Origin of the sequence: Roseateles sp. UC29_93, from assembly GCF_042695725.1 — a bacterium.
GTDB classification, from domain to species: Bacteria; Pseudomonadota; Gammaproteobacteria; order Burkholderiales; family Burkholderiaceae_C; genus Roseateles; species Roseateles noduli_A.
This window is the reverse complement of record NZ_CP170545.1, coordinates 5218568-5240292: the sequence shown is the minus strand read 5'-3', so window position 1 is coordinate 5240292 and position 21725 is coordinate 5218568. Positions and strand designations below refer to the sequence as shown.

At 69.0% G+C, this 21725-nt stretch carries 19 protein-coding genes and 3 pseudogenes; 13 read left to right on the top strand and 9 right to left on the bottom strand.

The features are described 5' to 3' along the window. Positions 1–2 precede the first annotated feature (2 nt). From ACFJIX_RS24290 to ACFJIX_RS24255, 8 genes and pseudogenes are all read left to right on the top strand, one after another. Positions 3–1025, top strand: coding sequence for a DUF4150 domain-containing protein (locus tag ACFJIX_RS24290; RefSeq protein WP_377155212.1), 1023 nt, complete (start codon positions 3–5; stop codon positions 1023–1025). Positions 1026–1036: 11 nt separating this feature from the next. Beyond that, positions 1037–1534 (top strand): hypothetical protein, encoded by a 498-nt coding sequence (locus ACFJIX_RS24285; RefSeq protein WP_377155211.1) that lies wholly within the window; start codon positions 1037–1039, stop codon positions 1532–1534. Positions 1535–1568: 34 nt separating this feature from the next. Beyond that, positions 1569–1943, top strand: coding sequence for a type VI immunity family protein (locus tag ACFJIX_RS24280; protein WP_377161940.1), 375 nt, complete (start codon positions 1569–1571; stop codon positions 1941–1943). Positions 1944–1955: 12 nt separating this feature from the next. Continuing rightward, entirely contained in the window at positions 1956–2735 is a 780-nt protein-coding gene (locus tag ACFJIX_RS24275) for a hypothetical protein (protein WP_377155210.1), read from the top strand. Positions 2736–2739: 4 nt separating this feature from the next. Continuing rightward, the gene (locus tag ACFJIX_RS24270) at positions 2740–3714 is read left to right on the top strand and encodes a DUF4150 domain-containing protein (RefSeq protein ID WP_377155209.1); all 975 of its coding nucleotides are present in this window, start codon (positions 2740–2742) and stop codon (positions 3712–3714) included. A gap of 13 nt (positions 3715–3727) precedes the next feature. Continuing rightward, positions 3728–4432, top strand: a pseudogene (locus ACFJIX_RS24265) (type VI immunity family protein); the annotation flags it as partial. A gap of 43 nt (positions 4433–4475) precedes the next feature. Further along, positions 4476–4658, top strand: a complete 183-nt coding sequence (locus ACFJIX_RS24260) for a hypothetical protein (protein ID WP_377162112.1) — start codon at positions 4476–4478, stop codon at positions 4656–4658. Positions 4659–4782: 124 nt separating this feature from the next. Next, complete coding sequence (locus ACFJIX_RS24255) at positions 4783–7449, top strand: protein kinase (protein ID WP_377155208.1); 2667 nt, start codon at positions 4783–4785, stop codon at positions 7447–7449. 253 nt (positions 7450–7702) lie between these two features. Here ACFJIX_RS24255 and ACFJIX_RS24250 read toward each other — a convergent pair whose 3' ends face one another. Further along, positions 7703–7894 carry a hypothetical protein gene (locus ACFJIX_RS24250; RefSeq protein ID WP_377155207.1) on the bottom strand — a complete coding sequence of 64 codons (192 nt, stop codon included), beginning with the start codon at positions 7892–7894 and terminating at the stop codon, positions 7703–7705. A 206-nt stretch (positions 7895–8100) separates the two neighbouring features. On the opposite strand from ACFJIX_RS24250, the gene ACFJIX_RS24245 reads away from it, so the two are divergent. Together ACFJIX_RS24245 and ACFJIX_RS24240 are read left to right on the top strand one after the other, a co-directional pair. Beyond that, on the top strand, positions 8101–8592 hold the full coding sequence (locus ACFJIX_RS24245; protein ID WP_377161938.1) for a polysaccharide deacetylase family protein: 492 nt from the start codon (positions 8101–8103) through the stop codon (positions 8590–8592). After that, complete coding sequence (locus ACFJIX_RS24240; protein WP_377155206.1) at positions 8589–9497, top strand: hypothetical protein; 909 nt, start codon at positions 8589–8591, stop codon at positions 9495–9497. Before ACFJIX_RS24245 ends, ACFJIX_RS24240 begins: the two co-directional genes overlap by 4 nt. Positions 9498–9521: 24 nt before the next feature. On the opposite strand, the gene ACFJIX_RS24235 is transcribed toward ACFJIX_RS24240, so the two are convergent. From ACFJIX_RS24235 to ACFJIX_RS24220, 4 genes are all read right to left on the bottom strand, one after another. Further along, entirely contained in the window at positions 9522–10160 is a 639-nt protein-coding gene (locus tag ACFJIX_RS24235) for a hypothetical protein (protein WP_377155205.1), read from the bottom strand. Between the two features lie 5 nt (positions 10161–10165). Further along, positions 10166–10921, bottom strand: coding sequence for an F-box protein (locus ACFJIX_RS24230; protein ID WP_377155204.1), 756 nt, complete (start codon positions 10919–10921; stop codon positions 10166–10168). Between the two features lie 320 nt (positions 10922–11241). Next, complete coding sequence (locus tag ACFJIX_RS24225) at positions 11242–12555, bottom strand: F-box protein (RefSeq protein ID WP_377155203.1); 1314 nt, start codon at positions 12553–12555, stop codon at positions 11242–11244. A gap of 102 nt (positions 12556–12657) precedes the next feature. Beyond that, positions 12658–13086 (bottom strand): VOC family protein, encoded by a 429-nt coding sequence (locus ACFJIX_RS24220; RefSeq protein ID WP_377155202.1) that lies wholly within the window; start codon positions 13084–13086, stop codon positions 12658–12660. A 223-nt stretch (positions 13087–13309) separates the two neighbouring features. Here ACFJIX_RS24220 and ACFJIX_RS24215 point away from each other — a divergent pair. Next, a pseudogene (locus ACFJIX_RS24215) lies at positions 13310–14167 on the top strand (hypothetical protein); the annotation flags it as partial. Here ACFJIX_RS24215 and ACFJIX_RS24210 read toward each other — a convergent pair. The 4 genes and pseudogenes from ACFJIX_RS24210 to ACFJIX_RS24195 all read right to left on the bottom strand — a co-directional run bounded on the left by ACFJIX_RS24210 (position 14104) and on the right by ACFJIX_RS24195 (position 18683). Beyond that, complete coding sequence (locus tag ACFJIX_RS24210; protein ID WP_377155201.1) at positions 14104–15057, bottom strand: TIGR03915 family putative DNA repair protein; 954 nt, start codon at positions 15055–15057, stop codon at positions 14104–14106. The pseudogene ACFJIX_RS24215 and the gene ACFJIX_RS24210 sit on opposite strands and share 64 nt — an antisense overlap. Continuing rightward, a pseudogene (locus ACFJIX_RS24205) lies at positions 15057–16370 on the bottom strand (putative DNA modification/repair radical SAM protein). The gene ACFJIX_RS24210 and the pseudogene ACFJIX_RS24205 overlap by 1 nt, the downstream one beginning before the upstream one ends. A gap of 56 nt (positions 16371–16426) precedes the next feature. After that, on the bottom strand, positions 16427–17578 hold the full coding sequence (locus tag ACFJIX_RS24200) for an acyltransferase family protein (protein WP_377155200.1): 1152 nt from the start codon (positions 17576–17578) through the stop codon (positions 16427–16429). A 67-nt stretch (positions 17579–17645) separates the two neighbouring features. Next, positions 17646–18683 (bottom strand): LysM peptidoglycan-binding domain-containing protein, encoded by a 1038-nt coding sequence (locus ACFJIX_RS24195; RefSeq protein ID WP_377155199.1) that lies wholly within the window; start codon positions 18681–18683, stop codon positions 17646–17648. Positions 18684–18821: 138 nt separating this feature from the next. Here ACFJIX_RS24195 and tagH point away from each other — a divergent pair, with 138 nt between their 5' ends. Next, entirely contained in the window at positions 18822–20801 is a 1980-nt protein-coding gene (gene tagH / locus ACFJIX_RS24190) for a type VI secretion system-associated FHA domain protein TagH (RefSeq protein WP_377155198.1), read from the top strand. Positions 20802–20834: 33 nt separating this feature from the next. Next, a complete protein-coding gene (locus tag ACFJIX_RS24185; protein WP_377155197.1) occupies positions 20835–21704 on the top strand; it encodes a PP2C family protein-serine/threonine phosphatase in 870 nt (289 codons plus the stop codon). Positions 21705–21725: the final 21 nt, after the last annotated feature.

Sequence of the window (21725 nt, the reverse complement as noted above, 5' to 3'; positions counted from 1 at the left end):
CCATGTCGATCACGATCCAGGTCAACGGTACGGTCAACACGCTGGTCCACAAGTTCAGCAGTGGCATCAGCGTGGCCACCATCCCCGATGTCTGCAAGACGCCCAGTCCTGGCGGGCCGGTGCCCATTCCCTATCCCAACATCGCCCAGTCCATCACGCTGTCCGACGGCACGACCTCGGTCCGTGGCGACAAGACCATGGCGGCGGTCAAGGGCTCGAAATTCGCGCTGTCCAACGGCGACAACGCCGGCGTCGCGGGTGGTGTGAAGTCCAGTACCTTCATGAAGGAGGCTACGTGGATCCTGTACTCCTTCGACGTCAAGCTGAACAAGAAGAACGCGGCGCGGCTGACCGACAAGATGTTCCACAACCACGAGAACGCGGCCAACCTGGCGGGCGTCGTGCAGGCACTCGGCGGCGTGACTGACGCGGATCTGCAGAAGCTGGCTGAAGACTGCAACGACGCCATCAACCGCAAGGCGGGCTACAGCCCGTCGAATCCTCCCAAGGGCAAGGCCTGCACGGCCCTCGGTTCAAGCAAGCACCAGTGCTGCGAGGACTCGATCAACGAGTACAACAAGAAGAATCCCAATTCGCCGCTACGTTCAGAGGTGGCGTTCAACCGGCAGGGCCAGGCGCTGGAGGGCGTGGCTCGCAAGGCCCGCGACGAAGCTCGCAAGGTCTACGAGACCAGCGTCGCCCTGGTGGGGCGCTCACTGGTGCGGCGCTGGGGCGACGTGTTCAAGAACGCGTTGAAGGCGGCCGGCGGCATGGGCAACTTCGTCGCCGATGTGCTCGTGCTGAAGGACCCCAAGCTCCCCATCACCAAGGACAACATCGCCAAGGCGATCGACTTCAAGTTCAACTGCGGCGGCAAGGGGAAGATGTCCAACAAGCAGCAGCGGGCCTATGGGCGCTATACCGGCGACGGCCAGCCGACGGTGATCCATTCGGCGTGGAACAAGGCCGGGAAGGTAGTGTCGTCGGTCACGAAATTGCCGGCGCTTCCGCCGCTGCCGGTCTGAAGGCGCCGACCATGCCGCCCGTGCGCATGACCCTGACCGCCGCCGCGTTCTGCGTCGGTCCGCTGGACGACTTCGTGGCCTGGGCGGAGCGCGCCAGCAGCGCGTGGATGACCTCCCCGCTGTGGCGGTCGCTGCCCGGCGCCGCGATGATCGGCGCGGGCGCGGGTCGCTATCGGAGTGCGGAGGCCGGGCAATTCCTCGCGCACATTGCCGCGTGGCGGCGCTCGCAGGCAGGGCGGGCGCGGAGCCTGTTCTCCGCCGAGTATTGCGCCGGCACGGATCCGATGGCGGCCGAGCAATCGGTCGAGTTCGTCGCCGACACCGATGCGGCAGTGGCCGGCAGCCCGGTGCGCCACTGGTGGCAGGCCGAGCTCTCGATCGATGCGCTGCGCGCGCAGCCGCGTTGGCCGGACCATCTGGAGGCGCTGATGGGCGTCCTGCTGACGGGTCCGCTGGAGAGCGGCTATCTGGCGCCCGCGTTGGCGAGTCCACGCGACCCCCGACGATGAGCCCTCCGCAGGCACTGGCGGCTGGGGCTTGCGCGTGCCACCCCTGGACGTGTCGACCAACGGCGCGACACGCCTGGAGATCGGCGGGCGCTGCCGGGGTGCGCGCTGGATGGTGCTGCTCGACGATGCCTTGGTCGAACGCGCGGGCGGCGAAGAGGAACTCGTCGGTCTGCGCGCCGCGGGCGTGGTGGCCGCATCGGCACGCGGGCGATGGCGTCTGCAGGTTCCCGGCTCGCCGTTTGCCGGCTGGGTTCACGACGGTCCGACTGCCGCGCAGTACGGCGCGATGGCGCGGTTCCTCGAACCGATGACGCTTTTCGACGACCTGGCGCTGCAACGGGCCCGCTTCGCCGGCAACGCCGACCTGCTGGACCGCTACGAACGACGCTTCCTTCATGAACTGCATTGAGGTCCGCCGCGCATGACCCTGTCGACTGCCTATGAGCTGCCATTCGAGTTCCTCCTGTCCGAGGGGCCCCTGTTCGGCCCGGATGTCACGACGCATCTGCGCTTCGTGGTGAACGACGAGTTGCCGATGAACGAGGTCCGTCCGCTGCTGCATGGCAAGCTGATGAACTTCGGGGTGCTCGGTGCGACCGGTGCTCTGGGCGTGCTGCCGGCAAGTGACTTCGATCCGATGACGCCGCTGTTCAAGTCCGTCCGGGTGGGCAAGGACGATTTCGCGTGGAAGCTCAAGGGGTGGCCGGCGGTGGACGGCGCCGTGTCGGTCCTGGCGAGCCAGTTCATGGGCAGCGACGTCGTCACCTTGCTGCGTCGGATCGAGGTGTCCGGCGATGGCCGGGCCTGCCAGTACCGGTTGGCGAAGGAGACGAAGCTCGATCACGCCTATCCCGCGACGATGCCGTTGCCGTTCGAGGCGGAGATCTCGCACGAAGGCCAGGACCAGTTCGAACTGGACCTGACCTTTGACGGCATCCCTCCGGACGATGCCAAGGCGGGCATCGAGGAGTTGTTGCGGTTCTGGGCCCACGCCGCCTCATCGGGGGCCTACGGGGTCGCGCCCGTCGATCCGCTGAAGTGCGGCTTCCAGTACGACGAGGAGATCGACTGGCTGGACAACCGGCTGACCTGGAGCCTGTGGCGGTTCCGGGCGCACCCGGACCTGCTCGACGGACTGCTCGGCCTGTGCGGCACCTTCCACGCGCAGTTGTGGCCCGTGCTTCGCAGCCGGATCGACTGACGCCATGCCGGTCACCATCAAGGTCAACGGAACGGTCAACTCGCTGGTCCACAAGTTCAGCAACGGCATCAGCGCGGCCACCATCCCGGACGTCTGCAAGACCCCGAGCCCGGGCGGTCCCGTGCCGATCCCGTATCCCAACATCGCCCAGTCGATGACGCTGTCCGACGGCACGACCACCGTCAAGGGCGACAAGGCGATGGCGGCCATCAAGGGCTCGAAGTTCGCGATGTCCAACGGGGACAATCCGGGCACGCTCGGCGGCGTCAAGTCCAGCACCTTCATGAAGGAGGCGACCTGGATCCTGTACTCCTTCGACACGAAGATGAACGGGAAGAACTGCGCCCGGTTGATGGACAAGATGTTCCACAACCACGAGAACGCGGCGAACCTGGGCGGAGAGATCCAGGGCATCGCGACGGCGGACTTCGCGGCTCGACTGGGGGACAAGGAACTCGCGGATGAGCTCTGCGATGCGGCCTGCCATGTGACGAAGAACTGGAAGCCCGGCATGGGCAAGCGCCAGGACATGATGGCGGAGCGCCTCAGTTCGTCATCATTCAAGACGCATGGGGGAAACTTCACTACCTACACGGCGAAGAACCCGAGACTGCTGCTGGAGGCTCCCGCGCTGTCGCCGATGACGCCAGGCGATCCGATGATCATGCTGGTCTCGATGACCGGTCGCACGATCGCCGGGACGACGGCGCTGACCAGCATGGCGCCGGGTGTCGCCGCCTTTGGTGGCATCGCCAAGGAGGCGCTGGCCCTTGGCGGTCGCTTGACGATCTGGGATGCCGTGTCGCTCAAGTCGCCGGCCGGGGGCATCGCGCCGGGCAACATCTCGAAGTACATCGAGGTGAAGTTTCCGAAGGACACTCACACCCGCAATCAGCGCTTCACCCGGCGCAACATGAGTCGCGCCGACAAGGACAAGATCGTCGAAATGAAGCCTGACAAGGACTGCGCCTGCACATGACGGGCTGCCAACAATGACTCTCACTGAACTTCGAGAACAAGTGACCGTCGATGAAGACGGTGTCCGACTGGTCGACCTCTGCATCGAGATCGTCCTGCTGCTCGACGGGCCGCTCGCGCCGGCCATGCCGGCGATCCAGCGCCTGTATGACGGCTTCATGCAACGGTTCGGCGCAAGCATCCGTCTCTGCAGCGACTACGACGACGAGGCGATGCGCCCCTTCGAGCCTTCGGAGTGGGCGGACGTTTCGCGCTGGCTCGATGCGGACCTGACGCTGGGCAGCGGCTCCTTCGGTGCGCACTTCCAGGCGGCAGAACCTGACGCTGACGCCACGCCGCCCGCTTTTGACGCGGTGCACTACGCGCCGTCGAGGGAATTGTCGCGGGGTGGCATCCAGATTCTTCTGCCGCTCGATGTCCTGCGTGACGGCCCGGATGCGCTGCGGGAGGCCTTCGCCTCGATGCTTGCAGGGCTGCCGCTCAACTACGGGCTGTGTGGCCCCGCATTCGCCTGGAATGCCGAGCACAACGACGCGACCGACGCGTTCGAGACTCACTCGGTCCCCCGGCTGATGCGGCATCCGGGACTGGCCATGGGCGACTTCTCGTTCCTGGTGCTTCATGCACCCGCCGGTCTCATGACCATCAACTGGCTCACGGCCTTGGGACCCCGCCATGCGGACCGGCTAGGCGGTGGTGGCGCGTTGAGGGATGTCCTGCCGGCCGATTGCCGGGTGATGGACCTGAAGGACGGCGCGGTGCTTGTCCAAGCGGGCGTTCGAGCCGGTCGCCGGAGATGTCAACCGCAACGATCCGTTACCCGTGTACCGGGCCGTTGCGAATGCGCTCCGGCCCGTCTGGGTCAGCGACGAGTATCTGGAAAAGATCAGCTATCCGACGATGGACTCGGAAGTGGGAGACCGCTGGGTCGCGCGCTTCTTCTGAATCGACCAGGGCGGGGCATAGCGAACTCCAGGACCTTGCTCTGGTGGTTTCGTTCATTGCCCCCGATCCCCGTGACAGGGACGATGCGCATTGGGCGGCGATCCTCGCCGCGGCGAGGCGTTCGATGTCACGAAAAGAAGGCAATCCCCGCTCGGCCAAGCCGGGCAACGCACCGGCGGCGGCCGACGATCCCACGCTCGATCCGGACGCGACACGCATCGTGCCGGCCGGCGCGCCGCTGGACCGCATGCCCCCGAACACCGCCGCCAACCGCGCCGTTCCCGCATCGGCGCCGGATCCGGAGCCGGAGCCGCCTCATGACGAGGGCCCCGAGACGGTCCAGCATGAACGCGAGATCAGCTTCATCGATCCGACGTTCCCCGACACCTTCTCGATGCGCGCCGGTCGCAAGCCGGCCGACATTCCCGTCGACACCGACCACACCGTTATCGCGCCCGCCCCGCTGCTGACCCCGCGCACGCACGCCGAGAAGCCCGCCCCCTCGACGCCCGCCGCCGAATCCGCCATTCCCGCTGAAGCCTCTTCCGTGACTCCTGCCCCGACGCCTTCGACGCCTGCCCAGCCCCCCGTTCCACCAGCCGCGCCGGTCGAGCCGCCCGCAGCCGCCGCCAAGTCGCTCGCGGACATTGAGCCCTCGGGCAATGAAACGGTGCTCGTTCCGGCCGCGAAGGCTGTCGTGGCGAAGCCGCCCGCCGTCGAGGCGGTCGCCAAGCCGCCCGTGGCGCCTCCGGCCCCCGAAGTGACACCGCCCGCCGTGCCGGTCGCCCCGCCGGTCGCCCCGCCCGCTGCGTCGGTGACGCCGTTCGCCGCGCCCGTGGCCGACGCCGAGGAATCCGAATTCGGCGCGTCCGAATTCGCCGAGACCGTGCTCGATCCCGATGCCGCCGCCGCCGTGGCGGCGCTGCGCGCCTTGCCGCCCGAGCCCGAGCGGCGTCCGTCCACCGGCACGCTGCCGGGCGGCACGCTCGCCGCGAAGGTCGCGAGCAACGAGGCTCCCGTGCGCCAGGTCGGCCGCTTCCAGGTGCTGGACCGCATCGGACGCGGCGGCATGGCCAGCGTCTTCAAGGCCCACGACCCGAGCATCGGCCGCGACGTGGCGATCAAGTTCCTGCACGCCTCGCTGTGCGAGGACGAGGAATACCACGCCCGCTTCCTGCGCGAGGCGCGCGCCTCCGGCAGCCTGTCGCACCCCAACATCGTCACCGTGCACGACGTGGGCGAGGTCGACGGCCGGCCCTACATGGCCATGGAGCTGCTCGACGGCGAGCCGCTGGCCGACCTGCTCGAGCCCGGCACGCCGCTGCCCATCCGCGACACCGTCGTGATGGCCATCCAGCTGGCCCGCGCGCTCGACTACGCGCACAAGCGCGGCATCGTCCACCGCGACATCAAGCCCGGCAACATCGCCCGCGTGCGCGGCACGCTCGACATCAAGGTGATGGACTTCGGCATCGCCCACATGGAGTCCACCAAGGGGGAGCAGCGCACCCGCGTCGGCGACGTGCTCGGCACACCGCAATACATGGCCCCCGAGCAGATGAACGGCGAGAAGATCGACGGGCGCTCGGACCTGTTCTCAGTGGGCATCGTGCTGTACCAGATGCTCACCGGCGTGCGCCCGTTCACCGGCGACAGCGTGGTGAACCTGGCGCTCAAGATCGCCAAGGACGACCCGACGCCGCTCAACAAGCTGCGCCCCGAGATCCCCGCGTCGCTGCGCCGCGTCGTCGACCGCTGCATGGCCAAGGCGCCCGACAACCGCTTCCAGACCGGCGCCGAACTCGCCGATTCGCTGGTCAAGGTGCTCAACGAGATCGACGAGGAAGCGCGCAACAAGGGCCGCTCCAAGCTGATCCCGCTGCGCGTGAAGTGGGCCGCGATGATGGCCGGCATCGTCGCCATCGTGATGGCCGTGAGCGGCTCCATCATCAGCCAGCGCCAGAACGCCGCGCTGATGCAGCAGGTGGCCGACTACGGCACCGCGCTGTCGCGCTTCATCGCCGCGCAGAACGCCACCGCGGCGCTGGGCGAGGACTGGGTCTCCGTCGACGTCTCGCTGCAGGAGATCATGAAGACGGGTGACTTCGAGAGCGTCACCGTCATCGACCGCGCCGGCGTGGTCGCCGCGTCCAGCCTGCCCGACACCGTCGGCAAGCCGTATCAGGCGCCGCCGGGCGAGACGCTGGGCGCGCAGGGTGCCGTCAAGCGCACGCGGTATCACGCGGCGGGCGGCGCGGCGATCCTGGGCTTCGATTCGCCGATCACCTTCCAGGACAAGACCGTGGGGCGTGTCGCGCTGGGCTTGCCGGAGCGCCCGCTGGAAAGCGTCGCGCGGCTGTCGCGCACGTTGATGGCGGTGCTCGCGGTGACGACGGTGCTGGCGGTGGCGATCGCGATGTTCTTCGTCGCCAACTGGTTCTCGCGGCCCATCAAGCTGGTCGTGGAGGCGCTGGACGAGATCGGCCGTGGCCGCGTCGACTTCCGCATCCGAGAACAGCGCAAGGACGAATTCGGCCTGCTCTACGCCGCCTTCGACCGCATGGCGCAGGCGCTGCAGGACAAGCAGGCGCTGGCGGCTTCCGCCGCGAAGGCCGAGGCGCCGACGACGATCGGGCGCAAGTCCGGCGCGCTGGCGGCGGCGCGCGCGCAGGCCGCTCAGGCCGCGCAGGCTTCTCCGGCCGAGCCTGAGCCGCCGGTCGCCGTTGCGCCTTCGGATGAGCAGACGCAACCCGCACCGCCGGTGCCGCCGTCGACGCCGGGAGCCGCCTGATGTCCGTCGCGAAAGCATTGCCGCGCATGAGGGCCCCTCACGCCAACCCTCTCCCGCAAGCGGGAGAGGGAGTCAATCCGCGTCGTCCGATGCTGGGCGGCGCAGTCGTCGTCGCTGCGGCCATGGTGCTCGCGCTGACCGGTTGCGTCGCGCCGCCGACCGCGACGCCGCCGCTGAGCGAGCCCGCGCCCGTGAAGGCGCCTTCGACCACCGCCAACGGCGAGATCGTCGCGCGCAGCGACCGGCTGCTGATCTACGTGCCGGTGGCCGGTGAGTCGCTGCGCGGCATCGCGGCCCGGCTGCTCGGCAGCGAGGACCGCGACTGGCAGATCAGCGAGGCCAACAGCGGCGCCACGAAGGCCGAGCCGGGCCAGCCGCTGATCGTGCCGCTCAAGCCGATGAGCCCGCTGGGCGTGCGCTCGGGCCAGCTGCAGACCGTGCCCATCCTCTGCTATCACCGTCTCGGCACGGTCGGCGGCAAGATGGCCGTGTCCCAGGCCAACTTCGCGGCGCAGATGGAGTGGCTCGCGAAGAACGACTACCGCGTCGTCAAGCTGTCGCAGCTTGCGGGTTACCTTGACGGCAAGGAGCCGCTGCCGCCCAAGGCCGTGGTGATCACCTTCGACGACGGCTACGAGTCGGTCTACAGAGCTGGCCTATCCGGTGCTGCGCAAGCTCGGCCTGCCGGCGACGATGTTCGTCTACACCGACTTCGTCGGCGCGGGCGGCGACGCGGTGAGCTGGCCGCAGCTGGCGGAGATGCAGTCATCGGGGCTGATGGACATCCAGTCGCACTCGAAGTCGCATCGCAACCTGATCGAACGCACCACCGGCGAGAACGAGGAGCGCTACAAGCGCAACCTCGACAGCGAGACCGCCGGCCCGCGCGACCTGATCGAGCAGAAGCTCGGCACGGCCGGCCAGGTGCGCCATTACGCCTATCCCTACGGCGACGCCAACGAACTGGTGCTGGACGCGTTGACGCGCCAGAAGTACACGCTGGCGGTGACCGTCAACCCGGGCGGCAACGCCTTCTACGCGCAGCCGCTGATGCTGCGCCGCACGATGATCTTTGGCGACCACGACCTCGAGGCCTTCAAGGCCCGGCTGCAGACCAGCCGACGCATCGGACCGACCCCATGAGAGCCGCCGTTGCACTGGCCCTGGTGATGGCCGTCGCGCTGTCGGCCTGTACCGGCGGCCCCGGCGCGTTGCGCAACCCGGAAGGGACGGCGGGCGCGCCGCCGTCGGCGTTCGAGCAGGCGCAGGTCCAGCGTGCGCAGGAGCAGGTGAAGGATGGCCAGTTGGCCGACGCCGCCTGGACCTGGGAGGCGCTGACGGTGCTGCGTCCGGACAATGCCGGCTATCGCGACAGCCTGGCCGCGACGCGGCAGCAGATCGACAGCGGCGTGAGCGAGCGCCTGGACAAGGCTCGGGCCGCGCAGAAGCGCGGCGACCTCGACGGTGCGACGACGCAGTACCTCGCGGCGCTGTCGCTGCAGCCGGACAACGAGGCGGCCGCCGATGCGCTGCGCGCGCTCGAGAAGGAACGCAACCAGAAGAGCTACCTCGGCAAGCCGGCGCGCGTGACGCTGCGCAAGGCTGCGCCGCCGCCGGTCGCGGCGAAGCCGGCCTCGCCCGCGAAGGCGCAGGCGTCGAGCTCGGGCGCCCCGGCGAAGGAGTCGGCCCAGGCCGCGGCGGCCACCGCCGGACCGGACCGCAACGAGCTGGAGCACATCGCGATGCTGGCCGCGCAGGGCGAGATCGACGAGCCGATCCGCCTGCTGGAGAAACGCGCGCCGCAGGATCGCAACGATCCGTCGGCGAAACGGCTGCTGGCCGACCTCTACGTGCGCAAGGCCGAGAAGCTGGCGACGATCGACAAGTCCGGCGCGATCATGGTGCTGCAGAAGTGCCTGCGCGTGGACCCCAAGAATGCGCGCGCGACGGCCATGATGCGGCAGCTGATCGACGAATCGGCCGCGAAGTCCTCTGCGCCCGCACCCGCCGCGGCGGCGACGGCGAAGAACAAGGTCGACAAGAAGTGAAGCGCCGCCGGGGCGGGCCTCGCCTCAGGCCGGGGCCGGGGGCTCGTGCCCCGTGGCTCCAGGACGTTCGCGGGCGGGGACTTCCGTCAGGAAGGTCACGAACCGACGCCTGAATTGCAGGCGACTCTCCGGACGCGACTCGGCGTGGCGCTTGAGGTCGTCGACGAGCCACTGATGGTGGCTCTGCGTCATTCGCTGCGCATAGGTCTCATCGTCTTCTTCTCCGTGGTCTCCGGGGAAGTCGAGATCGACCTCGATGTACCGCTTGGGGGCGCGCGCCTGCAGTTCGATGGCGAGCGCAGACAGGTCGACGCCATGGAGACGCGCAACGTCCTCGACGGCAGTCCCGTTCCTGACCGCGTCGCCCGACCCTGCCGTCATCGCCTGGAGCAGCAGGTAGTAACGATTCAGCGGGTCCAGGATGCCGTGCCGGTCCGCCGTGGCATCCACCAGGTGGCCGCGCCTCACCGCCTCGCAAGCCGCTCCGCAGCAGGCTGCACGCTCCAGGGCCCAGCGTCCGTTGACGCTTCGGATGCCATGCCTTTCCGCCACCTGATCGACAGGTTCGCCCAAGGCCACTGCTTCTCCCGCGACGCCTTCGGCCGCGAACAACTCCAGGTCCTCGATGTCGTGCTGCTCGATGAGCCGAAGACGCGGTGCCACTTCATCTACGCGTTCTCCCCACGGACCGCTCGTCGAGCGACAGCCAGGACACCAGGCAGCACATCGGCTCTCTGCTCGATCCGCCTTTGCAACGCCCACACGAAGGTGTTTTCAATGCCGAAGCGCTGGGCGACTTCGTCCGGATCGTCACCCGCCCTGAGGGCCTCCTCCGCCGGACCCAGGTGGATCGCCGTGTTCTCGAGCCTGAGAAGAAGATCGTTCCGCGTCTGTCCCTCGCAGGACGGATAGAAATGGCGAAGGATCGTTTTGACGCTCACTCCGCCAGCGATGGCGAGCGTGGGCGAACCGTGTTCGGCCAGGATCTTCAAGGGCTCGTGCAATGACGCCGGCAGCGGGGGTTCGACCGTCAGCAAGCACGCCGCGGCTTGCTGGCAGTGCGCTTCGGGCAGTCGATCGAGGCAGGCGCACAGTGCCTGCAGCAACTGGGGCCGATCGCTCTTGCGAAGCCCTTGGATGGCCGTCAGCAGGCGTTGGAAGGTCTCGAACCGTTCGCCCCAGTGAGGTTGCGCCTTGCCGGAGATTCGGGCGATCTCATGGGAGATCTTCGCCCGGTCCAGTTGGTAGCTGACAGCCCGCGCGCTGCTCTTGCTCGTGAGCGCCAGCGCCCTCAGATCCTTCGCCGGAAGGTGCTCGGCGACCCGCTCGAGCATCTCCTGCGGCAGGTGCATCAGGCCCGCGCGCTGCGGATTCGGCATTCCGCCAGACGGAGGCAGTGTTCCGGGTGCCGTGTCGATGGCCATGTCGATGGCCGTTTCGGTCACCGCCTCGGTCGCCGCTTCGGTGGGGGACGTGGGGGATCGTGCTTCCCCAGTGGGGCGATGTTCTGACCATGACAATGGTTCTCCGGTTGCTCATGTCTCCGTGTCGGCCTCCATGGCGGACAACCTGGACAACGGAGATGAGCTATGTGACCGGGAAACGGCGACGGTTCGCCTCTGGAATCCGCGGGATGGGCACGCCGGCGAAGGCACGTGTCCACCGGTCGCCGCGCCTGCCTCCGCTCCGACGGCGAAGAACAAGGTCGACGGGAAGTGGACGCGTGAGCGTTCCCGGGGATGGCTCACACCCTTGGTACGGAGGACGCTCTGCCTGAATTGGCCTCGCGCTCCAGAAATTCGGCTGGGCTGATGTCGCGGCGCAGCTCATACATCGCCCTGCCGTAGTTCTTTGGACGCTGCGAGAGCCATTCGTCCGCTGTGTGCTCTTCCATGGCTTCCGCGATCTGTGAGAGATCGAGGCCATGTTCGTGTGTCACCTGTTCCACGGTCTTCTCGCCCGTCCTGACCTCATCGCCTGGTACGCCCTTCATCGCCTCGGCCAGCAGCGCCAACAGGTAGGGCGCGGATCGAATGCCATGGTGTCGCGCCACGGCAGCCACGTTTTCTCCCGCGCGGGCCTTTTCGCCGGCAGCGCCATCGCAGGCGAGGCGTTCCAGCTCCATGCGTCCTCTCTCGGTGTCAATGCCATGCTTCTGCGCGATGGCATCGACGTCTTGCCCCCGGACGGCGGCTTCCCCGGCGACACCGTCGACCGCGCACTTCACCAGGTCATCTCGATCCGTGGTGAGGAAGTCGACACCTTCAAAGCATCGATTCACAGCCGCGTCTACAGGTTCGCCCTGGCGGACTGCGCGACGGGCTTGCTGCAAACGGGCTATGTAGAGCGAAGGATCCTGCACCCCTTGAAAAGTCCAGTAACGCGTTGGCAGCGGTAGGTCTTCGGGAAAAACTCCATAGCGCTTCGCCACCGTCTTTTTGTCTTCGCCAGCATCGATGGCTCCCTGGATGGGCCCGTGGCTGAGCGCCAGCCGTTCCAAGTCATAAGTTCTGTCAATTTCAAAGCATTTCGCGATGGCATTGAGCGGCTCTCCAGCAATGACGGCGCTGGCGGCCGAACCGTGGCTCGCGAGGACTCTCAACTGACTGACCAAGCGTTCGGACAACCCGGACAGGTCCCTCAGAACTGCAGCCGCAGCCGGCTTGCGTTGAGCCTCGGGCAATCGATCAAGACGCGCACACAACGCCTGGAGCATCGCGGTCTGATCCTCGCGCGGAAGACGTCGGACGAGAAACAGCAGAGACCGGAAGTCGTCCAGCCCGGACGTCCATGAGAATCGCTCGATGTCTTGTTGGAGCGTCCTCTGCTTCAATTCGAACTGCCAGTCGACGATGCTTCCCATGCGCTGGTTCACACACGCCAGGGCCTGCAACGATCGCATCGGCAGGTGCCCGGCAATTTGGTCCAGCATTTCCTCCGGCAGCTCGTTCAATCCGCGATCTTGGCGGGCCTCCGCCTCGCCGGAAGGCGGCGGTTCGTCGTTGATGGGCTGTGAGGCCTCGAGCTCAAATCGTTTGAAATCCGGGGAGGGCAGCATGGTGGCGTTCGTTGAAGGCATGCGCTTTTGCGACAGTCGAACGACAGCCATCCCGGCGCAGGGGTCCGCTTGGTGCTCCGGGACGACGAGAGGTTCGGGCCTTCAGAAGGTCACCTTGACCGACGCCGCGCTCCGCTTCGCCTCGCCGTGGAAGACCGCCTCGATGTTGTTGCCGTCGGGGTCGAGCACGAACGCCGCGTAGTAGCCCGGGTGGTAGGGCCGCTCGCCGGGCGCGCCGTTGTCGGTGCCGCCGTTGGCCAGCGCGGTCTTGTGGAAGGCATCCACCGCCGCGCGATCCTTGGCCTGGAAAGCCAGGTGGTGGCGGCCGGTGAGGTGCCCTTGCGCGGCCTGGCTGTCGGCGGTCGACACGAACAGCTCGTCGGCCCAGAAGTAGTCGTCGCCCGAGCCGCCGATCGGCACGCCCAGCGGGGGCAGGATCGCCTCGTAGAACTTCCGGCTGGCGGGCAGATCCCGCACGACGAGCTGGAGGTGGTCGATGAGGCGTCCGCGATGCAGTTCCTGCGTTTCCATGGGGATCTCCTTGAAATCGTGGCGGTGAAAACGTCCAGTGACAGGAACGGGGCAAGCGGCGTTCTTGTCCGCTCACCTCCGGACGCGGCGCCCGTGCCGTTCGTTTTTCCTGCGATGTCTTGCGACGCCCCCCGAGTCCGGGACAGCGCGAGTGCTCGATGGGCCCCGCGTTTGCTCTCGCGATCGTTCTCGTGCCTTGCACGTCTCCGAAAGCAGCCCTCTCATGAAACCGCTTCTCCTTGCCGCACTCTTCTGGGCGGTCATGCCCCAGGCACAGGCCCAATTCAATCCGCCCGCCGGACCCGAGCAGACCATCGAGGTCCGCGCCGGCGCCGCGACCGACAGTCGATCGACCCATGGCACGCCCGGATCGTTGAACGCGTCGGCGAGCGAGAGCGGCACGGATGCGTCGGGAACGCCCTTCAACGCCACCGCGTCGGCGTCGACGCGGCTGGGTCCGGGCTACCTGTCGGGCAGCCTCGCCACGAGCGTCACGGGCAGCGGCACCTCGTCGACCTCGATGACGGCGTACCAGACCGATGCACTGACCTTCACGCGCAACGACGGCAGCTTCGATCCGGAGCTGATCGTCCACTACAACATCGTGATCGCGGGCGGCACGTCGGCGTCGATGACCGGCGGCGCCGGCGGCACCACGCAGGCGGGGTCGCTGGACTGGACCCTGGTCCATCAGCTCGACGGCTTCTACACGACCGCCTGGCAGAGCACCACCACGCTCGCCCACGACGGCAGCGTCGTCACCGACAACCAGTGGAACAGCAGCCCGATCGGCGACGTGTACGCGGTCTACAGCTTCTCCGCGGCGATCTTCGCGGGGCACGCGACGAACATGGACTTCTACCTGGAGATGACCAGCCACCTGAATGCGGCGGGGCCGTCGGCGACGGCCTCGATGGCCGCCAACGCGCCGTCGATCTACTGGGGCGGCATCTCGCAGGTCACCGACTGGAACGGCAACCTCATCGACTATTCGCTATCGTCGGCATCGGGCTTCAACTACGCGCTGTCCGCGGTGCCGTCGCCCGCGCCGGAACCGTCGACCTGGGCGCTGCTGATCGCCGGCGTCGCCGCGTTGGCGCTGCGCGGGCGCTCGATCTCGCGGATGCGGCGCGGCGAGGTCGGTCCCGCTTCCAGCATCGCCTGAACGCGGCCCCCGGCCTGCGCGACGAGCGGTTCGATCAGTGCCGCTTCCGGCAGGTTCGTCCAGTAGCGGCGCGGCATCTCGCGTTCCATCATCGCGACCTTCAGTCGCGCGGGATTGAAGATGCTGCGGTAGTAGGTCAGCCAGAGCTCGGCGCCCGCGTCCTGCGGCGGCGCGTCCTCGCGCCGGCCGCCGGGGCCGATCTGCAGCGACTGGCCGTCCCACGACACCGAGCAACGCGGCGACAGGATCGCCCAGCGCAGATTGGCGAAGCGCCGGGCGAAGAAGGGCGCGGCGGCCTCGAGCGTGTGGTGCGTCGGTTCGAACCACGCGACCAGGCGCTCGCCATCGGCGTCTTCGACCGGCACGAAGCGGACGAACGCATGCGTCTTGTGGATCTCGTGCCGGACCTCGCGTTCCAGCCGCTCCGCCCGGCGGCGGTCCGCGTCAAGCGTGTCGCGCCAGTAGCCGGGCTCGGTCTTCAGGCGGAACAGCATCCGGTACAGCAGCGTGAACCGCTGGGGCTCGGTGTGGAGCAGGGCGGTGCGGCACAGCGACAAGAAGGCTGCGGGCACGGTGAACATTGCCGCCGTTGCTGCTGCCGTGGGTGCCGCAGTTGCCGCATCCAAGTCGGGCGGCAGCCCTTGGGGAAGTCCGTTCCCGTGCGCGTCGTCGCCCCACAGGCCGTCACCTGCATCGCCCGTGGTCCAGACGACGTCGTCGGCCGCGATGCCGAGCGCCATCAGCCGCTTCGCTGCCTGACGGAAGCCGTCGAGATCGATGGGGCCGTCGAGCCGGACATGGACCATCAGAACAAGCCCATCTGCGTCGGCACCGGCATGGCAGGCGCCATCATCGAATCGGCGCGCGCTGTCGGACCCGGGGCGCCTGCGGCCACGGACGTCGCGGCCATCGCCGTCGCAGCGGGTCTGTGGCCGTCGACGACCACGAAGGGCAGCACCTTGCGCGCGGGCAGCTTCATCTGCCGCAGGTCCTCGGCGCGCAGGCGGCGCACGCGGCGCGCGGCGAGCAGCTTGTCGACCGACCCCACGCCGAGGCCCGGCACGCGCAGCAGCATCTCGCGCGGCGCCAGGTTGAGGTCGACCGGGAAGCGCTCCGGATGCGCGAGCGCCCACGCGTGCTCGGGATCGACGTCGAGCCGCAGCAGACCGGTGCCGTCGTCGACGATCTCCTCGTGATCGAAGCCGTAGAAGCGCATCAGCCAGTCGGCCTGGTAGAGCCGGTGCTCGCGCACCAGCGGCGGCGCCATCAGCGGCAGCGCTCGCGCCGGCATCGGGGATCGGACTGAAGGCCGAGTAGTAGACGCGCCGCATCCGGAAGCGCCCGTAGAGCGCGGCGCTGCTGCGCAGGATGCTGCGGTCGTCGCTGGCGTCGGCACCGACGATCATCTGCGTGCTCTGGCCGGCCGGCGCGAAGCGGGGAGGTCGGCGGGACGCGCGGCGGCCCCTGGCATCACGCGGATCGGCGCCTTGGCGGCGGCCTGGTGCGCGTCCTTCGCATCGTCGATGTGCAGTCGCAGGCGGCCCATCGAACGATGGATGGCGGCGGTGTCCTTGTCGGGCGCCAACGCCTTCAAGCCGACATCGGTCGGCAGCTCGACATTGATGCTGAGCCGGTCGGCATACCGGCCGGCACGCCGCAGCAGTTCCTCGCTGGCATCGGGGATCGTCTTCAGGTGGATGTAGCCGCGGAAGTCATGCTCCTCGCGCAGGACCTGCGCGACGCGCACGACCTGTTCCATCGTGAAGTCCGGGCTCTTGATGATGCCGCTGCTGAGGAAGAGGCCCTCGATCGTGTTGCGCCGGTAGAAGTCCAGCGTCAGCGCGACGACTTCCTCGACGCTGAACTTCGCGCGCGGCACGTTGCTCGACGACCGGTTCACGCAGTAGAGGCAGTCGTACTGGCAATGGTTGGTCAGCAGGATCTTCAGCAGCGAGATGCAGCGGCCGTCGGGCGCGTAGCTGTGGCAGATCCCCATGCCTTCAGTCGAGCCGATGCCGGTCCCGCCGCGGGAATCGCGCGCGTCCGTACCGCTGGAGGCGCAGGAGGCGTCGTACTTGGCGGCGTCCGCCAGGATGGCGAGCTTGCGGGGGAGGTCCATGGCACTGCCGGAAGAATGGCTACTGTATGAATATACAGCTTTCCGGCAGGTTCGCCTCAGTTGCCGGGCGCGATGTCCTTGGTGCCTGCACGGGCGTGCCGCGTCGCCCGCGTCGATCCCGTGACGAGTTCGGCCAGACGCACCATGAGACGCTCCAGCGAGATCGCAAGGCCGATGCTCGCGATGACCGCCGGCACATAGACGACGAAGGTCCAGGCCTGCGACGGCCCGAGCAACGAGCGGTAGAGCGCCACGGTGCCGAGCACGACGAACATGTGGCTCAGGTAGAGCTCATAGCTGAGCCGGCCCATGCGCGCGAGCCAGTTCAAACCGGAGCGCTGGGCTGGCGCGTGCGCCCGGAAGGCGATCAGCATCGCGCAGGTGCCGACGCACAGGCCGTACATGCCGCTCTTGAACAGATGGCGGTGGACGAGGTCGCCCCACCCGATCACCAGCAGCACGCAGAAGCCGCCGAAGATCGCCAGGGCGCGCGCGTCGCGCGGGCCCGGCCGCCACCGCTGGACGGCGAGGGCGGCCAGCACGCCCCAGGCGATGGCGGACATGCCGGGCAGGTAGGCCTTCTCCCACCAGACCTCGTGGCTGACGGGCACCATCGAACGCAAGGGCAGCAGGCTCAGCGCCAGCACGGCGAGCGCGACGACGAGCAGTGGGCGCGGCAGCCCCAGGCACAGCAGCGGGAAGCCGACGTAGAACACCTCCTCGATCGACAACGACCACAGCACGTCCCACGCGGCCGGTGCCCAGCCGGTCCGGCCTTCATACCAGTTGAAGGTGAAGGTGAGCGCCGAACCCAGCAGGCCCCCGAGCGACTGCTTCGACGAGGGCGCGAAGTCGGGCACGCCGAGTGCGGCCAGCAGCGTCAGCACGGCCAGGACGACCAGCAGCAGCGGCAGGATGCGGCGCGCGCGGGCGAGGTAGAAGGCGCCCGGATCGACACGGCGGAGATCGCCGTGGCGCTCGAGGAGGCGCGTCGTGATCAGGAAGCCGGAGATCACGAAGAACATGAACACCGCCTCGTAGCCGTTGAAGCTGACGGCATCGATCAGGCGCTTGGGCACCCACGGGCCGAGCAGGCTCGGCGCCAGCGGCAGCCGGAACGGCAGTGCCAGGTGGTGCACGACCACCAGCAGGATGGCCACGCCGCGCAGGCAGTCGATGGCGAAGTTGCGCGGGGTGGGGGAGTCCATGGGATGGGCTTCAAAAAGCGAAGAGGCGCCCGGGGCGCCTCTTTCGCATGCGGTCAGCAATGACCGGTCACTTCAGTTGGTCCGCCTTCGCCTTCAGCGTGGCGGCCTTCTGGCGTTCGAGCTTGGCAAGCTCGTTGTCCGGATCGAGTTGCAGGACGCTGTCCCACCCCTTGATCGCGCCGGCCAGGTCCTGCTTGGCGAACGCGGTGCGCGCGGCCAGCGTGGCCTTGGCGATCTGCTTCTTGCGCACCGCCTCGATCTTGGCGCCGGCGCCCGGCTGATCGGCGGCCTCGGCGCGGCGGTACTCTTCCAGCGCCTTGTCGAAGCGGCCCGCGCGCTCGTGCGCATCGCCGGCGCGCATCGCCTTCTCGCCGGGCGAGAGTTCTGGCGGGGGCGGCGGCGCTGCCGGCGTCGGGGCGGCGGCCACCGTCGTCGTCGCGGGCGGCGTGGGGGCCTGCGCGGCTGCGGCGGCGGCCGCAGCCGCGGCGGTCGCCTTCGGGTCCGGCCTGGCCGACGGACGCGGATACAGCGGGCCCGCCGGCGGCTTGCCGGGGATGCGCAGCACCTGGCCGCCCGACACCTGGCGCGGCACGCGGATGTCGTTGTAGCGGGCCAGGATATAGAACGAGTAGATGTCGCCCATGAAGCGGCCCGCGATCCGCGACAGCGTGTCGCTGGACTGCACCGTGTAGGCGAAGGATTCGCGCCCCAGCTGCGCCACCGGATCGGCGGTGATCTGGCGCATCAGGTTGTTGGCCAGCTTGTTGCCCGGGTCCAGCTGCAGCGCGCGCTGCAGCTCGTTGCGGGCCTGGTCTTCCTGGCCGGCCTCCAGCAGTTCGATCGCCTGCATGGCGGTCTTCTGCGCCAGCGCCTGCTCGGCCGCGGTCGGCGGCACGGGCTCGGGCGGAGGAGGGGGCGGCGGCGGCGCCGTCACCACCGGATCGGGCGGTGGCGGAGGCGGCGGGGCGGGCGTGACGCAGGCCGCGAGCGCCAGGCTCAGCAGCAGGGCCGTACCGGCAGCAAGGGGGGAATGGCCGCGGCCCCGCGCCGCTTGCGCGGTCGGGGTCAGGGAAATCGGGGCGTCGGAACGGAAGGTGGTCGACATCGGCATCACGTCGGGATTCGAGCGGGGTGGAGTATGAAACAGCGACAAGCCCCTCTCAGGTGACTTTCGTTCATTGAAGCGCGGCCATTGTCACGCAAACATCCCATGCCAGTCTCCCGAGGTCCCAAAGGCAGCCACATGACCCTCACCCTGCGCGCGGTGTCGCTCAACGACCTGCCCCTGACGCAGCCCATCACCGCGCGCTTCGACGCCTCCGGGGGGACCATCGGTCGCGCCGACAACAACACCATGGCGTTGCCGGACCCGGAGCGCCACATCTCCCGCCAGCAGGCCGAGATCAGCGCCGAGGCCGGCGGTTTCGTCATCCGCAACGTCGGCAGCGCCAACCCGATCACCGTCGCCGGCCAGCCCGTGGGGCAGGGTCAGGCCGTGCCGCTGCGCCATCTGGACCAGGTCCGGATCGGCGGGTACCTGCTGGAAGTGCAGAGCGAGGCCAGCGCCGACAGCGGCGCGACGGTCATCCGCCGCGCGCCGGACCTCGCCCGTCCGGCGACGCTCGGACCGTCGCCGGCCCCGGCGCCGGCCGCCTTGTCCAGTTCCAATCCGTTCGCCGACCTGTTCGGCGGCACGCCGCCGCCGCCCGACGTCTTCAGCACCTCGCCGGCGCCCGCGCCGCACGTCTCGGCCTTCGCGGCGCCGCCGGTCCAGGCGCCGCCGCCCGCGCCGGCGGGTCCGATGATGCTGCCGGACGACTTCGATCCGTTCGCGCCGCCGCCGTCCCGCGCCGCGCCGGTGGCGTCGCCATCGCCGTCGCCGGTCTCCGGGGGTGTCTCGCCCTTCGATCCCTTCGGCGGGCTGGACCTGGCGCCGCCGCCCGCGCCGGCCCTGCCGCCGGCACGCAACGACGAACTCGGCTTCGGCGGCGCTTTCGCCGACCTCGTGCCGGGCGACAACAACCGCTCGCTGGACGATCTCTTCGGCCTGCAGCCCGGTGGCAGCGATCCGCTGGCCGGCTTCATGGCCGGCGCGTCCAAGCCCGGCGACGCGCTGCGCGACACGGTGGCGTCGGACCCGCTGGCGCTGTTCGGCGCAGCGGCGCCGGCAACGAACACCGAGCCGCAGACCCCCGCGCTGCCGGACCACACGCCGGCGCTGCATTCGGCCTTTCGGCCCCCGGAGGTCCGGACGCCGCTCCCGCCGCCATTGCCGCCGGCTCAGCCGCCCGTGGCTCCCCCTGTGGCCGCCGTCCCGCCGGTGATGGCCCCGGCTGTGGCGCCCGCCGTCGTCGCGCCCATCCTGCCGCCCATCCTGCCGCCCGTTGGCGCTCCGATCGCGGCGCCTGCGGTTCAGGCGGTGGCGCCTCCGCCGCTGGCGATGGTTCCGCCGCCGCATGTGCCGCCGCCGCATGTGCCGCCGCCGCATGTCCCGCCGCCGATGCCCGCTTACGTGCCGCCGCCCGCGCCGGCCGTGGCCGCCACGCCGGCTGCCCCGGGCCAGGCCGCCGACACCGCGGCGCTGTGGCAGGCCTTCTGCGAGGGCGCCGGCATCCGCATGGCCGCGCCGCCGCAGGGCTTGAATCCGGACCTGATGCGTGTCATCGGGTCCTTGCTGAACGCCTCGGTGGACGGCGCGTTGCGCATGATGGCCGTGCGCGCCGCGACGAAACATGAATTGCGCGCGCAGGTGACCGTCATCCGCTCGCGCGAGAACAACCCGCTGAAGTTCTCGCCCGACGCGCAATCGGCGCTCGAGCAGCTGCTGCAGCCGCCGGTGCGCGGTTTCCTGCCCGGTCCCGCCGCGATGCAGGACGCGATGCGCGACCTGGTCGGCCACACGATCGGCACGATGGCCGGCACGCGCGCCGCGCTGGAGGGCGTGCTGACGCGCTTCCAGCCCAAGGCGCTGGAAGCCAAGCTCTCCAGCCGGTCGGTGCTGGACAGTGTGCTGGCGATGAATCGCAAGGCCAAGCTCTGGGAGCTTTACCTGCAGCATTTCGAGTCCATCCGGGACGAGGCGCAGGAAGACTTCCACTCACTGTTCGGCAAGGCCTTCCTGGAGGCCTATGAAGATCAACTCGAGCGCCTGAGCCAGCATGGGCAGGGCGCCTCCGCGGCTTCGCAGCCGTCACAACAACAAGCACAGCAGAGCGGGGCCTGAGTCCCGCCACTTGTCCTACACGTCGTTCACACCATGCTCAAGATCAGGGTTGCCGCCTGCAGCGAACAAGGCGCGCGCAACAACAACGAGGACGCCATCGTGGCGCACGAGAACGGCCCCGGCTGGTATGCCGTGCTGGCCGACGGCGCCGGTGGCCACCGCAACGGGGCCGAGGCCGCGCGCCGCGCCGTGCACCGCATGCAGACCAGCCTGGGCGACGCGACCTTGCCGTGGCGCCCCGAGCTGCTGACCGGCGCGGTGCTGGCCGCGCACGACGACGTGCGTCGAGGCGTCGAGGGCACCGGCCGCGACCGCATGCACACCACGCTGGTTGCGCTGTGCGTCGACGCGCAGCGCAACTTCGCGCTGTGGACGCACGTGGGCGACTCGCGCCTGTACCGCATCCGCGGCGGCGACATCGACACGATCACGCAGGACGACAGCGTCGTGCAGATGCTGATCGAGGCCGGCCTGCTGACGCCCGAGCAGGCGGAGGATCATCCGCACAAGAACCACCTCGTGGCCGCGCTCGGCATCGAGGATGACCTGAACCCGCACACCACCGCGCCGCAGCCCTTGCAGGACGGGGACGTTTTCCTGCTGTGCAGCGACGGCTGGTGGGGCAGCGCGGGCGACACGCTGATCCACGACACGCTGCGCAACGCGGGGTCGCCGGACGACTGGCTGGCGGCGATGCGCGCGGTGATCGAGGAGCGCCGGCTGCCCGACCAGGACAACTTCAGCGCGATCGCGCTGTGGGTGGGTGAGCCGGTGCTGGCGGCCGTGGCCCAGACGCCGACGGACGAAGCCGGCACCGCGGTGCAGGAGTCGACGGTCGATTCCGGCCCGATCCCGCTGGAAGAGGAAGAAGAGGACGAGTCGACGCGGCGCATGCCGCTCTGAGCGCCGGGCCTTTGGTCGCCG

Bases quoted from the DNA above. Each gene is read 5' to 3' on its own strand.
- ACFJIX_RS24275 (WP_377155210.1), top strand. From the start codon at position 1,956: ATGACCCTGTCGACTGCCTATGAGCTGCCATTCGAGTTCCTCCTGTCC.
- ACFJIX_RS24210 (WP_377155201.1), bottom strand. From the start codon at position 15,057: ATGGTCCATGTCCGGCTCGACGGCCCCATCGATCTCGACGGCTTCCGT.
- ACFJIX_RS24250 (WP_377155207.1), bottom strand. From the start codon at position 7,894: ATGGGCACGGTCTGCAGCTGGCCCGAGCGCACGCCCAGCGGGCTCATC.
- ACFJIX_RS24200 (WP_377155200.1), bottom strand. From the start codon at position 17,578: ATGGACTCCCCCACCCCGCGCAACTTCGCCATCGACTGCCTGCGCGGC.
- ACFJIX_RS24270 (WP_377155209.1), top strand. From the start codon at position 2,740: ATGCCGGTCACCATCAAGGTCAACGGAACGGTCAACTCGCTGGTCCAC.
- ACFJIX_RS24195 (WP_377155199.1), bottom strand. From the start codon at position 18,683: ATGTCGACCACCTTCCGTTCCGACGCCCCGATTTCCCTGACCCCGACC.
- ACFJIX_RS24285 (WP_377155211.1), top strand. From the start codon at position 1,037: ATGCCGCCCGTGCGCATGACCCTGACCGCCGCCGCGTTCTGCGTCGGT.
- ACFJIX_RS24290 (WP_377155212.1), top strand. From the start codon at position 3: ATGTCGATCACGATCCAGGTCAACGGTACGGTCAACACGCTGGTCCAC.
- ACFJIX_RS24220 (WP_377155202.1), bottom strand. From the start codon at position 13,086: ATGGAAACGCAGGAACTGCATCGCGGACGCCTCATCGACCACCTCCAG.
- ACFJIX_RS24255 (WP_377155208.1), top strand. From the start codon at position 4,783: ATGTCACGAAAAGAAGGCAATCCCCGCTCGGCCAAGCCGGGCAACGCA.
- tagH (WP_377155198.1), top strand. From the start codon at position 18,822: ATGACCCTCACCCTGCGCGCGGTGTCGCTCAACGACCTGCCCCTGACG.
- ACFJIX_RS24225 (WP_377155203.1), bottom strand. From the start codon at position 12,555: ATGCTGCCCTCCCCGGATTTCAAACGATTTGAGCTCGAGGCCTCACAG.
- ACFJIX_RS24230 (WP_377155204.1), bottom strand. From the start codon at position 10,921: ATGGCCATCGACACGGCACCCGGAACACTGCCTCCGTCTGGCGGAATG.
- ACFJIX_RS24185 (WP_377155197.1), top strand. From the start codon at position 20,835: ATGCTCAAGATCAGGGTTGCCGCCTGCAGCGAACAAGGCGCGCGCAAC.
- ACFJIX_RS24240 (WP_377155206.1), top strand. From the start codon at position 8,589: ATGAGAGCCGCCGTTGCACTGGCCCTGGTGATGGCCGTCGCGCTGTCG.